Annotated in this window: 11 protein-coding genes; all 11 read left to right on the plus strand. The window is 54.7% G+C overall.

Annotation, left to right across the window (positions count from 1 at the left end):
* The first annotated feature begins 1 nt into the window (after window position 1).
* The 11 genes from rsmI to ACG98I_RS09755 all read left to right on the plus strand — a co-directional run bounded on the left by rsmI (window position 2) and on the right by ACG98I_RS09755 (window position 13,571).
* Complete coding sequence (gene rsmI / locus ACG98I_RS09705; RefSeq protein WP_394720380.1) at window positions 2–841, plus strand: 16S rRNA (cytidine(1402)-2'-O)-methyltransferase; 840 nt, start codon at window positions 2–4, stop codon at window positions 839–841.
* A gap of 211 nt (window positions 842–1,052) precedes the next feature.
* Window positions 1,053–2,879, plus strand: a complete 1,827-nt coding sequence (locus ACG98I_RS09710) for a BCCT family transporter (RefSeq protein ID WP_394720381.1) — start codon at window positions 1,053–1,055, stop codon at window positions 2,877–2,879.
* 70 nt (window positions 2,880–2,949) lie between these two features.
* The gene (gene metG / locus ACG98I_RS09715) at window positions 2,950–4,794 is read left to right on the plus strand and encodes a methionine--tRNA ligase (protein WP_394720382.1); all 1,845 of its coding nucleotides are present in this window, start codon (window positions 2,950–2,952) and stop codon (window positions 4,792–4,794) included.
* Window positions 4,795–4,974: 180 nt separating this feature from the next.
* Window positions 4,975–6,228, plus strand: a complete 1,254-nt coding sequence (locus tag ACG98I_RS09720) for a CynX/NimT family MFS transporter (protein WP_394720384.1) — start codon at window positions 4,975–4,977, stop codon at window positions 6,226–6,228.
* Between the two features lie 115 nt (window positions 6,229–6,343).
* Window positions 6,344–7,171 (plus strand): TatD family hydrolase, encoded by an 828-nt coding sequence (locus ACG98I_RS09725; protein WP_394720386.1) that lies wholly within the window; start codon window positions 6,344–6,346, stop codon window positions 7,169–7,171.
* A gap of 374 nt (window positions 7,172–7,545) precedes the next feature.
* Entirely contained in the window at window positions 7,546–8,694 is a 1,149-nt protein-coding gene (locus tag ACG98I_RS09730; protein WP_394720387.1) for a transglycosylase family protein, read from the plus strand.
* Window positions 8,695–8,727: 33 nt separating this feature from the next.
* The gene (gene rsmA / locus ACG98I_RS09735) at window positions 8,728–9,573 is read left to right on the plus strand and encodes a 16S rRNA (adenine(1518)-N(6)/adenine(1519)-N(6))-dimethyltransferase RsmA (RefSeq protein ID WP_394720389.1); all 846 of its coding nucleotides are present in this window, start codon (window positions 8,728–8,730) and stop codon (window positions 9,571–9,573) included.
* Window positions 9,566–10,570 carry a 4-(cytidine 5'-diphospho)-2-C-methyl-D-erythritol kinase gene (locus tag ACG98I_RS09740; protein WP_394720390.1) on the plus strand — a complete coding sequence of 335 codons (1,005 nt, stop codon included), beginning with the start codon at window positions 9,566–9,568 and terminating at the stop codon, window positions 10,568–10,570. Before rsmA ends, ACG98I_RS09740 begins: the two co-directional genes overlap by 8 nt.
* A 27-nt stretch (window positions 10,571–10,597) precedes the next feature.
* The gene (locus ACG98I_RS09745) at window positions 10,598–12,484 is read left to right on the plus strand and encodes an ABC-F family ATP-binding cassette domain-containing protein (RefSeq protein WP_394720392.1); all 1,887 of its coding nucleotides are present in this window, start codon (window positions 10,598–10,600) and stop codon (window positions 12,482–12,484) included.
* Window positions 12,485–12,654: 170 nt separating this feature from the next.
* Window positions 12,655–13,203, plus strand: coding sequence for an SRPBCC domain-containing protein (locus tag ACG98I_RS09750; protein ID WP_394720394.1), 549 nt, complete (start codon window positions 12,655–12,657; stop codon window positions 13,201–13,203).
* A gap of 11 nt (window positions 13,204–13,214) precedes the next feature.
* Complete coding sequence (locus tag ACG98I_RS09755) at window positions 13,215–13,571, plus strand: VOC family protein (protein WP_394720395.1); 357 nt, start codon at window positions 13,215–13,217, stop codon at window positions 13,569–13,571.
* The last annotated feature ends 137 nt before the right edge of the window (window positions 13,572–13,708 follow it).

Here is a 13,708-nt window from a genome sequence, read left to right on the forward strand (position 1 = left end):
TATGAACCCCCAAGACCTTCCGCGCGGAGTAGTGCTCGCCGCGACCCCACTGGGAAACATGCACGATGCCACTGATCGTTTAAAGCAGGGCCTGGCCTACGCGGATGTGATTGCTGCCGAAGACACCCGGCGGGTGCGAGCTTTGGCGCAAGCACTGGGGATTGAGATTCGCGGTCAGGTGGTCTCCAACTTCGATCACAATGAGGAACAGCGCTCCAAGCAACTTATTGATTCCGCGCGCACCGGCACCGTTTTAGTAGTTACTGATGCCGGTATGCCATTAGTTTCTGACCCCGGACATTCCATTGTGGTTGCAGCAGCTGAAGCGGGCGTTCCAGTGACCTGTTTCCCCGGCGCATCGGCAGTTCCTACGGCGTTGGCGCTGTCAGGGCTTTCAGTCGGGCGCTTTATTTTCGATGGATTCGCGCCACGTAAATCAGGGCAGCGCAAGAAGTGGCTTGAAAGCTTGCAGAACGAACAACGCGCGGTGGTGTTCTTTGAATCCCCACATAGGTTGGCAGAAACCTTGGCCCAAGCCGTCGAAGTCTTAGGCGCAGAACGCGCGGCTGTGGTGTGCCGTGAGCTGACGAAGAAATTTGAAGAAATCAAACGCGGCACTTTGGGTGGCCTGGCCGAGTGGGCGGTAAACAATGCGCGAGGAGAGATCACCGTTGTCTTAGATGGCGGAAGCGAGCAGATTGTTTCAGTTGAATCGCTACTCCCGGAAGTGGAGAAGCTTGTTTCTTCGGGCATGCGATTGAAAGATGCCTGTAAACATGCGACTGAGGGAACGGGAGTTTCCAACCGCGATTTATACCAAGCAGCCCTTGAGAATTCTTAAAATTTCCTGTTAGTCAGCGCACAAACCTGGCATTGTTATGAAACCGTTATTTCCTATTGGTAAAATTTAATTCGCCGGACGGATACCGGCGGTGCGCATGAAGTTAGCAGAAATTTCACCATTTCTGCAGGTGAATAATAGCGGTAATCGGCGCGAGTATCGGGATTTTTCGGGTTGCCACATATCCGATTGATTCCGCATTCTATTATCTATGACAACTGGAGAGCACGATAAATCACAAGAAAGTCAGCCTGGCAACAGCCAGGCTGAAAATGTCGATGGAGTAACTCCTGCAGATCCAACGGCTACCGATCCTTACGCAACCGGTGAATCTGCAACCGGTCAGCTCCAACAAATGCTGGAGACCGACTTCGATCCCTCTCAACACAAAGAAGAAGAGGTCGAGCTTGCCGCAGATAAGAAAGATGCCAAGATTGACTGGACCATCACCGGCATCGCCGGTGTGTTAGTCGCAGCGGTTGTCATCTGGGGATTGGCATTCCGAGAAAATTTCGCAGAAGTATCGGGCAATGCCTTGAGCTTTGTTGTTGACAACTTTGGCTGGGCATTTGTCCTATTTACCGCAGTATTCGTGGTCTTCGTTATCTGCATTGCAGCTTCTAAGTTTGGCACGATCAAACTGGGTGCGATTAATGAAGAACCCGAGTTTTCAACGGTGTCATGGATTGCCATGATGTTCGCCGCTGGTATGGGCATTGGTCTCATGTTCTACGGTGCATCCGAGCCCCTTGCGTTCTACCGCGATGGCGTGCCAGGGCATGAGCCAAACGAGGTTGGAACAGCTATGGCAACCGCCATGTTCCACTGGACCCTGCATCCATGGGCTGTCTACGCGATTGTTGGCTTGGCCATTGCTTACTCCACTTTCCGTATCGGACGTAAGCAGCTTTTGTCTTCTGCCTTCGTTCCACTTATTGGTGAAAAAGGCGCGAATGGGCCAATCGGCAAGCTGATCGATATCCTGGCAATTTTTGCCACCGTATTTGGTACCGCTTGTTCCTTGGGCTTGGGCGCATTGCAGATCCAGGCAGGTCTGGAAGCATCAGGCATGATTGAGAACGCTTCTAATAGCATTGTTATTGGTATCGTTCTAGTCCTGACCTTGGCTTTTATCCTTTCCGCACTCTCTGGTGTGGGTAAAGGTATTCAGTACCTGTCCAATGCCAACATGGTCATGGCGGCATTTTTGGCCATCTTCGTTTTCGTTCTTGGCCCATCTGTGACCATCTTGAACATGGTCCCAAGCTCCATTGGTAACTACTTGTCCAGCTTCACTGAGATGATTGGCCGTACCGCAGAATCTGCTGATGGTACCGCTGGTGAGTGGCTGTCTGGCTGGACGATCTTCTACTGGGCATGGTGGATTTCCTGGTCCCCATTTGTCGGCATGTTCCTGGCCCGTATTTCTCGTGGCCGCAGCGTTCGCGAATTCTGCCTGGGCGTTCTGTTGGTTCCGGCTGGCGTATCAACTATTTGGTTTGCCATCTTCGGCGGCACCGCTATCCATATGGAGCAGCAAGGCCAGTCCATTTCCGGTGAGAGCACTGAGGAAGAACTCTTCAACCTTCTACAGTCATTGCCTATGGGTACTATTGCAGCGTTCGTCGCTATGATTTTGCTGGGTACATTCTTTATCACGTCGGCCGACTCGGCGTCGACCGTGATGGGGTCGATGTCCCAGAACGGACGTTCCAATGCAACTCCTTGGTTGTCTGCAGTCTGGGGTGCGCTGACAGCTGCTGTTGGCCTGGTGCTGCTGCTGACTGGTGAAGACGCACTGAATAACCTGCAGAATGTAACCATTGTGGCTGCTTCACCATTCTTGATTGTCCTTATCTTCTTGATGTTTGCGATTGTCAAGGACCTGCGTAATGACGTTATTTACGTTGAATACCGTGAGGCACAAGCATTCCAGCGCAAGCTGGCTCGTGAACGTCGTATTCACCGTGAAGTTCAAGAGAAGGAAGAACACAAGCGTCGTCGTTCAGAGATGATCGGCAAAGTAAAGAAGCGCTAACGCAAAAACCTTTTCAAAAAATACTGGGGCTAAATTCACAGGCGCGTGCTACTTGGATAAAGTAGAACCCATGACTGAGTCTGTAGTAGTTAACGTTGCCTGGCCCTATGCCAATGGACCCCGCCACATCGGACACGTGGCGGGGTTTGGTGTTCCCTCCGACGTGTTCGCCCGTTTCCAGCGAATGCGCGGCCGCAACGTTCTCATGGTCTCCGGTACTGATGAACACGGCACCCCACTTTTGGTGCAGGCCGATAAAGAAGGCGTGAGCGTTCGTGAATTAGCGGACCGCTATAACCGCCAGATCGTGGAGGACCTTGCCGGTCTGGGTCTGTCCTATGACATGTTCACCCGTACCTCCACCCGTAATCACTATGCCGTCACCCAGGAACTGTTTAAGGGCCTGTATGAGAACGGATACATGATTAAGGAAACCACCCAGGGTGCGATTTCCCCATCCACTGGCCGCACCTTGCCAGACCGCTACATTGAGGGCGAGTGCCCAATCTGTCACGCTGATGGCGCCCGCGGTGACCAGTGCGATAATTGCGGTAACCAGCTGGACCCAATTGATCTCATCAATCCGGTTTCCAAGATCAATGGTGAAACCCCGCAGTTTGTTGAGACCGAGCACTTCCTGTTGGACCTGCCTTCGATCGCTGATGTTCTGACTGAGTGGCTTAAGTCCCGTAAGGACTGGCGTCCTAACGTATTGAAGTTCTCCCTCAATCTCATCGAAGACATGCGTCCACGCGCCATGACCCGTGACATTGACTGGGGCATCCCAGTGCCAATCGAAGGCTGGGCTAAAAATTCCGCGAAGAAGCTCTACGTCTGGTTCGACGCAGTTATTGGTTACCTGTCTTCTTCTATCGAGTGGGCTTACCGCAGCGGTAACCCTGATGCGTGGAAGGACTTTTGGCAGGACCCTGAGGTACGCCATTACTACTTCATGGGCAAAGACAACATCACCTTCCACTCCCAGATTTGGCCAGCTGAGCTTCTTGGCTACGCCGGCAAAGGCAGCAAGGGTGGTGAGCTGCATAAGTATGGTGAGCTCAACCTGCCAACAGAGATTGTTTCCTCCGAGTTCCTCACCATGTCTGGTTCGAAGTTCTCATCTTCTAAGGGCGTTGTCATTTACGTTAAGGACTTCCTAAAAGAATTCGGTCCTGATGCGCTGCGCTACTTCATTGCTGTTGCTGGTCCTGAGAACACTGACACCGACTTCACGTGGGATGAGTTCGTTCGCCGCATCAATAATGAGCTTGCTAATGGCTGGGGCAACCTGGTCAACCGCACCGTCTCCATGGCGAATAAGAACTTCGGTGAAGTTCCAGTTCCAGCTACTCTGACTGAAGCGGATACAAAGATTCTCGCTTTGGCTGAAGAAACCCTTGCTACTGCTGCTGAGTATCTCGAAGCCTCCAAGTTCAAGGCAGCGATTACCGCCGCCATGCACGTGGTCGGTGAAGCTAATGCCTACATTGCGGACCAGGAGCCATGGAAGTTGGCGAAGGATGAGACCCAGCGTGAGCGTCTCGCCACCGTTTTGTGGACTGCACTGCAGGTAGTATCTGACTGCAATGTCATGCTGACTCCTTTCTTGCCGCACACCGCGCAGCAGGTGCATGAGACCCTTGGCCGTACTGGCGTATGGGCAGCAACCCCACAAATTCAGGACGTTCAGGATGACGCGCCAGTGGATTTGATGGGTGCAAATCTTCCTGAGGAAAACCGCACTTACCCAATCATTACAGGCGAGTACGACTCCCAGCAGGCAACCTGGGTACGCGTTGACGTGGTTCCCGGCACCAAGCTGGATAAGCCAAAGCCACTGATTGCCAAGCTCGATCCTGAACTTGGCGTAACTGGCCCTGAATGGGCACCGGTCGTGACAAAGGAAGAGGCGTAGTTCCCCAACCTGAAATGAATTAGCTTAAGAACTCACGGTATTAAATACCGTGGCGTAGATTGTGGAGGAGCACTTTTCAAAAGTGCTCCTCCACATACTTTTGTATTGATTGAGCCGCACCTGACTTTTAGGATGCGCTCTTTAAGTTTTGTATTTTTCAAGTTAGGGAAGAAGGCAGCTATGCCAAAAGCGGTCAAGATTGGTTTTGGGCTAGCGGTTGTTGCCGTGGCTTTTTCCGCGATGAACTTGCGTGCGGGTATTGCGTCATTGGCGCCGGTTATAGCCGAGGTAGCTGAGTCATTTAATATCACCAGCTCAACCGCAGGTATTTTGACCTCTCTGCCGGGTTTCTGTTTCGCCATCATGGGTTGGCTTGCTGTGCCGATTGCGCGCCGGGCAGGCCTGTCACCAACATTGGTTGCAGGAGGCATGGCTTTGCTTGTGGGATTGGCCATTCGACCCTTCGTCAATAGTTTCTTGCCTTTCTTGCTCTTGACTGTGCTGCTTATTGCAGGAATCGCCGTAGCAAATATTTTGTTGCCGGCGTGGGTTAAAGAGCACAGCAGCGGCCGCGAGCAAGTGCGCTTGATGATGGTCTACACCGCGGTGCTGGGCGGCTCGGGTGCAGTCGGTCCGCTATCCGCATTGCTCTTTAGCGGTGACAATGCTTGGCGTTGGTCTCTGGGTGTATGGGTTGTTCCCGTCATTGTCCAAGTAATTGTCTGGCTTCTGGTTCTGGCGCGGATTAAAAAGGATGTTCCTTCTGCTGGCGTTGTTCCGGATGAGCAAGCATTAGAAGAAGCTGCGGAGAAGTCATCAAGCACTAATGCAGGCGTCATTGCTGGTTCACTCATTAAATCACCCACGGCCATTGCGATGCTGCTCTTTTTCGGCATCCAATCATCCATGGCATATGCACAGATGGGCTGGTTGCCAGCAATTATGACTGAAGCTGGAGTCAGTGCGTCGACTGCATCAATCGCACTGGCAATCTTGGGCGGCTTCAATGTCTTGGGCGGAGTACTCATGCCCTGGTTGCTGTCCCGGATGAATAATGTGGTCCCGCTGCCCATAATTTTGGGTGTTATTACTGTTATCGGCTGGCTCGGAGTGCTGCTCATTCCTACCGCAGCGCCATTGCTGTGGGGTTCACTATTGGGCGTGGGCGGCATGTGCTTCCCATTTGTTCTCTCCCTCATTACCGCGCGCACTCGGTCCCCACTGGTGACAGCACGTCTGTCCGGATTTGTACAACCCGGTGGCTACATTATCGCCGGTTTCACACCGCTGGTGATGGGAATTTTGTACACCGCTACTGGCTCTTGGGATATTCCAGTCATCATGGTCGCAGTGATGAGCCTTGGTCTTATCATCTTTGGTATTCGTGCAGCCCGCAATATTTACATTGATGATGAATTAGCGCAGCAAATCTAGAACTCCTCCTGATCCGCGACTCCCGGCGCCTGCGCGCTCCGGGGGTGTTGTGCGCTTTGAGCTCTAGCGCGTTGCAGTGCACGCGCGCTCTAACGTGGCTTTTATACTGGGGGACATGTCTAAGAAGAAGCCACGTCCTACTCCAGTTCCAGCGGAAGGCCTTGCCAGTCTCATTGATGCGCATACCCATCTGACTTCCTGCAATGATGAGATTTCTGTATTGATGGAGCGCGCAGTCAGCGCTGGTGTGGAGCGTGTGTGCACTGTGGGTGATGGCTTAGCAGAGGCAGAAATGGCATTAGAGGCTGCCAAAGCAGATGACCGGATCTTTGCCGCCTGCGCAATTCACCCGACCAAGGCACATACCTTAGATGATTCGGCACGCGAGAAGCTCACGCTGATGGCACAGGACCCGCGCTGCGTAGCGGTCGGGGAGACCGGCTTGGATACCTACTGGATTGAGCATTCACCCGAAGACACCGCGGCGCTCGATGTCCAGGAAGAAGCACTGCGGTGGCATGCGGAGCTAGCGGCGAAGGTGTCCAAGACGTTGATGATCCATAACCGTGAGGCAGATGCAGACCTCATGCGCGTGCTCGGGGACTGTGCGCAAGCACCAGCTGTGATGTTGCACTGCTTCTCATCGCCGCTGGATGTGGCCAAAGAAGCGCTCGAGCGCGGATATGTCTTGTCCTTTGCCGGCAATGTCACATTCAAGCGCAATGAAGAACTGCGCCAAGCAGCAGCTCTTGCACCGGCCGATCAGATCCTCATTGAAACTGATGCTCCGTACATGACTCCGGAACCATTCCGCGGTGCGCGCAATGAACCCTCGCTCATCGGGCATACCTACCGCTGTGTAGCCGAAGCCCGCAACCAATCCGTGGAAGAACTCGCAGAACAAGTCCGCGCCAACTTTGAAAGTTTGTTGGGCCCGCAGTAATAGCGCCCTGTCTCCCTGCCGCCGTCACCTTGTCGCAGGGGCAGTCCACGGCCCCATTCGGGGGAGAGGGGACGTGGGTATATCATCTGGAAAAGTAGGCCAAGTTATAAAAGTCGCTGGAAGTTTCGTGCACTGTGAGAAACTCCACAAGGGTGTTTATGCTGGTAAAATGAGTCACCTGTGGCGAATGTGATTGATGTGTGGGCAGTTGTGCGGCTTGTCGTTAGCTGCTCGATTGTTACCTAGTGTTACCGTATTGTTATTGACTGTTCTCCTGAAGGTTGTATTTGAGCGCCGCGAGAGTGCAATCGGATTGCATAACGCGCCTTATCAGGAAGCAAAGCAGCTAGGCCCCGAATAATTTAGAAGGTTTCATGTCTACCACGCACCACATCAAGCGAATCAATAACACTCGTTCGCTTCCATTGCGTTTGGCTACTGGCGGGATGCTCGGCACGCTCGCCGTCGGTGGCGTTGTGGCGGTTAACTCACAAAAGAATGTCGTTGTTGACGTCAACGGTGAAGTCGTTGAATTGGCCACTTTCTCCACCGATGTTGAAGGTGCACTGCAGGCAGCGGGCATTGACTATGAAGGTGAAGACCTCGTCTACCCAGCGCCGAGTGAATCTTTGGGCAATGGTGACTCGATCACCGTACGTACCGCGAAGCCTGTGGCTGTTACTGTGGATGGTGAAGAAAAAACCATGAACTCCACCGCGTTAACGGTGGAGGATCTGCTTGGCTCCTTAGAAAACGTCACTCCTGGCGCGGCAATCATGGCCGGTGATAAGGAAGCCGATGTAGACGACAAGATTACGGATGGAATGGCGTTGGAGGTAGTTAGCCCAAAGATCATCTCCATTAAAGATGGCGGCAAGGTGACGTATACGTCCATTGCCGCAAAGACTGTCGGAGACGTTCTGGAAGCGCGTGGCGTTGAGGTTGATGCGGATGACCGTGTCTCACCGGGATTGGACGAGCAGATCACCCCTGGCACCCAAATCGTGGTCGATCGTGTTGACGTCAAGGAATTTGATATCACCGAAGACTTCGATGCAGAACCGAACTATGTCGATGATGACAACATGGAGCAAGGCGAAGAGCGTGTTGTCGAAGAAGGCATGCCAGGTGAGCGCAAGCGCACCATCAAACAGGTCAACGTCAATGGTCAGGAAGAGTCCAAGGACGTTATCCATGAAGAAGTCCTGACTGAGCCTAAGGCAGCGACTATCGCGCGCGGCACCAAGGAACCATCCACCGCACCTTCTGTTGCTGGTGGTTCCGTCTGGGATTCCCTGGCGCAGTGTGAAGCAACTGGCGATTGGCACATCAACACCGGCAATGGCTACTCCGGTGGTCTGCAGTTTAACCCCACCACCTGGTTGGCTTACGGCGGCGGCGATTATGCGCCAGAGGCATACATGGCTTCCCGCGAAGAGCAGATCGCTGTTGCAGAGAAGGTTCAGGCTGCCCAGGGCTGGGGCGCATGGCCTGCATGTACTGCTTCTATGGGTCTGCGCTAATAGCGGACGCATACTTGCGATAAATTAGAGGGCATGTCGAAGTTATTAGGGCCCGTAGAAATCAGAGACCTGGCCGAAAAACTAGGTGTCAGCCCCACTAAGAAGTGGGGCCAGAATTTCCTGCACGACCCCAATACCATTCGCCGTATTGTTGCGGCGGCAGAGCTTAACGCCGAAGACCACGTGGTCGAAGTCGGTCCCGGCCTGGGCTCATTGACACTTGGCCTGCTCGATGAGGTCGCATCCGTCACCGCTGTCGAAATTGACCCACGTCTGGCGGCCGAGCTTCCCACTACGGTGCAGTGGCGCGCGCCAGAGCACGCTGAGAAGCTGTCTTTGCTACATAAAGATGCCCTCAAGATTGATGGTGAAGAGCTAGGTCAACCCACGGCACTGGTGGCTAACTTGCCCTATAACGTGGCGGTTCCTGTGCTCCTACACATTCTGGAGCTTTATCCCAGCCTCAAGCGCGTGCTCGTAATGGTGCAGCTGGAGGTCGCTGACCGCCTGGCTGCCGATCCTGGGTCCAAGGTGTATGGCGTGCCCAGCGTGAAGGCCTCGTTCTATGGCAATGTGCGCAAGGCTGGGAACATCGGCAAGCATGTATTTTGGCCAGCGCCGAATATTGAATCTGGACTGGTGCGTATCGATCTTTATCCTCCGCGCGAAAGGCCCGAAAAGCTGTGGCCGCTTATCGATGCCGCCTTTGCCCAGCGCCGCAAAACCCTGCGCGCTGCCCTTTCCGGTTTCTATGGCTCCGGTGCGGAAGCAGAAAAAGCATTGCGTGCCGCCAATATCGAGCCCACGAAGCGCGGCGAGAAACTCAGCATTGATGATTTCCTGCGCCTCGCGACGGTGGATGGGGAAAACCATGTTTGATCCCTATTACCGCCTGCCGCAGAACATGCCGAACCTGCGCCGTGAATGGAAGGCACGCGCCTATGCCAAGGTGAATGTGCACCTGGGCGTGGGCCCGGTGCGTGACGATGGCTACCATGAGCTCTCCACGGTTTTTCAGTCCGTGGATATCTTTGATGAAGTCACACTCACCATCCGCGACCAGGTCATCGAGCGTGGCGAAACTCCCATTGTCGGCCCGCTAAAAATTACCGGCCCGACCGCTCAAGGCGTGCCGACGGATGAATCCAACCTGGTGTGGAAAGCCATCGACAGGTTCATGGCGAATGTGCCGTTGACTTACCCACGTCTGGATGTGGAGATACACAAACGTATTCCTGCAGCCGGCGGCATGGCCGGTGGTTCCGCGGACGCGGCTGCTGCACTGAAGCTCGCTCAGCAGCTGTATTCCACCTACTTTGAGCTAGACATTGCTTCTGAAGAAATCCTGCACGATATCGCGGCTGTGCTGGGCTCCGATGTGCCTTTTACCTTGATGGGCGGCACCGCCTTGGGCAAAGGCCGCGGCGAATTGCTGACACCGATGCTCACGCGCGGTACTTACCACTGGTGTTTCATTGCATCTCATCAGGGACTATCCACACCTGAGGTCTTCAATAAACTCGATGACATGCGCGCAGCAAATCCCGATGATCCGGCGCTGCAACCAACACTTGACGTCACTGAGGTGGCGCAGGCGTTGGTGTCCGGTAAGACGCATCGGTTAGCGCAAATGCTCCGAAACGACCTGCAACCTGCGGCACTGTCGCTGCGCCCGGACTTGCGTAAAACCATCGAAGTGGGCAAGCAGGCTGGTGCCGTAGCGGGCATTGTGTCCGGCTCCGGTCCCACCATCGCGCTGTTGTGCGAGGACGCCGAACAAGCCGAAGAAGTGCGCACTCATGTCACGCTTGAATTACCGAAGACGCGAGGGTATGTGGCCTCGACCCCAGCGCCAGGCGTTCAACTTCTGCAGTAGGCAAACAGCTAAGATGGGAGATTAATTATGGCTAATCTCATCAACTTAGAAACCGTCACCAAGTCCTTTGGTCTCAAGACCCTTTTGGACAATGTGTCCTTAGGCGTGCAAACCGGGGACCGGATCGGCATCGTCGGCGTCAATGGCGGCGGCAAAACCACCCTGCTCGAAGTACTCACCGGTATTGAACCACCGGATTCTGGACGCGTATCCCACAACTCGGATCTGCGTATGGCGGTGGTGACCCAGCGTTTTGACCTGGATGAATCGATCACTATTGCCGATGCCGTGGTCAAGCCCTTGGGCCTAGAGACCTATGAGTGGGCGTCTAATGCCAAGGTCCGCGATGTTTTGAGCGGTTTGGGCATCGTGGATTTGGGTTTGGATACCCAAGTTGGCCAGCTTTCTGGTGGTGAGCGCCGCCGTGTGAATCTGGCGGCAGCGCTGGTACAAGATGTGGATCTGGTGGTGCTCGATGAGCCCACCAATCACTTGGATGTAGAGGGCGTGCAGTGGCTGGCCAGCCACCTGCTTTCCCGCAAGGTTGCTGTCATCGTGGTCACCCACGACCGCTGGTTCCTGGATACCATTGCCACGCTGACGTGGGAAGTCCACGATGGCCGCGTCGATGCCTATGAGGGTGGCTACAATGATTGGACCTTCGCCCGTGCTGAGCGTGCCCGCCAGTCGGATGCCATGGAGCAGCGCCGTCAGAATCTGGCACGCAAGGAACTGGCCTGGCTGCGCCGCGGTGCGCCGGCACGTACCTCCAAGCCGCGCTACCGCATTGAAGCGGCGGAGGCCTTGATTTCTGATGTGCCTGCACCGCGTGACTCGGTTGAACTGATGGCCTTTTCCAAGCAGCGCCAAGGCCGCGTGGTCATTGAACTAGAAAACGCCACCATCACCACTCCGGATGGCCGCACGCTCGTTGATGATCTCACCTGGCGCCTAGCCCCTGGCCAGCGCATTGGCTTGGTTGGCGTGAATGGCTCCGGCAAGACGACTCTGCTGCGCACTTTGGCGGGGGAGAACCAGTTGTCCCAGGGACGGCGCATTGAAGGCCAAACGGTACGTCTGGGTTGGTTGCGCCAAGAGCTCGATGACTTGGACCCCAACCGCCGTTTGCTCGATGCCATCGAGGACGTCGCCACCTATGTGCACATGGGCAAGAAGGAACTATCCGCCTCCCAGCTTGCAGAGCGTCTGGGCTTTAGCCCCAAGCGTCAGCGCACTCCCATTGGTGATCTCTCCGGTGGTGAGCGCCGCCGTTTGCAGCTCACCCGTGTTCTGATGGCTGAGCCTAACGTGCTGCTGCTGGATGAGCCGACCAATGACCTGGATATTGATACCCTGCAGGAGCTGGAATCCTTGCTGGACTCGTGGCCGGGCACCCTGGTGGTAATCTCTCACGACCGCTATCTGATTGAGCGCATTGCCGATGACACCTATGCGCTATTTGGCGATGGCACTCTCACCAACCTGCCAGGTGGCATCGAGGAATATTTGGCTCGTCGCGCTAGGGAAGAAACCGACAACCCGACCGGCACACTCGACCTCGGTGATGCCTCTGCCGCAGCAACTTCTGCGGCCGCCCAGGCGTCAGCCGCGCAGCCCTCGGCAACGCCGGAGGGAGCACCTGCGGCCCAGCAGGGCGCACAGCAGGCTGCCCAGCAATCTCGTTTGTCCAACCAAGAGCAGCGCGAGCTGACGAAGAAGATGAATGCGCTGGAGCGCAAGATGTCCAAGCTGGACCCTAAGATTGCGCAAATCAACGCTGACATGGCGACCGCTGCTGAGATTGTGGACACTGAAGCGCTGACCCGTTTAGATGGCGAGCTCAAAGCCATCGAAGCAGAGCGGGAAGAATTAGAGATGGAATGGATGGAGCTTGGCGAACAGCTTGAGTCCTAACTTGGTTTCGCTGTGCTCAACCAAGTTAGGAGCAAGACTGGCACCGATTCATCTTGCTGGATGCTGCGCCTGAGGAATCTTCCTTGGGCGCAGTTATTTTATTCGTCTGTAGGATCGGGCAGCGAAGCAATACAGAACCAATGCAGTCAATAGCGGGGAGAGTGTGTGCCATGAACGCGAATACTCGCGATGAAGTTATCTTTGAACACATTCAGGCGCCGATCTTTGTTGAGGTCGCCCACGGTGATGCCGGCGCAGAATTGGTGATGCGGAGGGACTATCTTCATGCGCCAGATAAACTGTGGGATCTGATTACGCAGCCAGACCTTCTCGCGCACTGGTCACCAATCGTTCCCGACCGCGTGTTGAATACCGCAGGTTCTGCCGTGTGCCGCGAGAACCCCGAGGATGAGCCCAATAACGCAGAAGTACTAGAAGCAGTTGCGCCGCAAAAGCTCATCCACCATTGGGGCGATGATGTGGTGACGTGGACAATCAGTCCAACAGAATCGGGTGCATCTTTGGAGCTGCGCCAAAGCTTAGGCGATGAGCAATTTGCTTCAATGCTCGCCGCCGGATGGCAGGTCTGCTTGGGACGTTTGGCTCCGGAGGAAGATGGCGTGGATCGTGAGCGTGTGGTCGGGCAACGTGCCAAAGCCTATGGCTGGGAAGAGCTCAATGAGCACTACCAAAAGTCTCTTAACACCGGTTCCGAATAGGTTGGGCGGTTATGGCAACGTCACTACGAGGAATCTTTCTCACCAGCTCAGATCCGGCCGAGACGGCGAAGTTCTATCACGAGGTAGCTCAACTTCAGCTCACTTCCGTCACCGCGGGTGATTACACCTATTGGGAATACGATGATGCGGGCATGCAATTCGCGATTCATGACGCTGATAGCTTTGCTGATTACGCCTCACCGCCGCAAAACGGCTCCAACCCCATGCACCTGTACTTCCATATCGATGACCTCATGGAATTTCAGATGGGCCTGCGCGATAAGGGCATTGAGCCAATAGCGTCCGATGATGTGACGATCACCGTGGTGGATCCGGATGGTCGCAAGGTCTTATTCGGCACAGTTTAATGCGAAGATTCAAGGTGCTCATGTTCATTGTGTCGCGCGCAAACTGGATGCAGGCTGGCAAGTCGGTAACAAGGCTATAAAGTTGAAAAACTTTGCTTCACCCAGAGTGCGAAGTCTTAAGAGGTTATGGCAAGGTG

Source organism: Corynebacterium sp. L4757, from assembly GCF_043673995.1.
In the GTDB taxonomy this organism is placed as follows: domain Bacteria; phylum Actinomycetota; class Actinomycetes; order Mycobacteriales; family Mycobacteriaceae; genus Corynebacterium.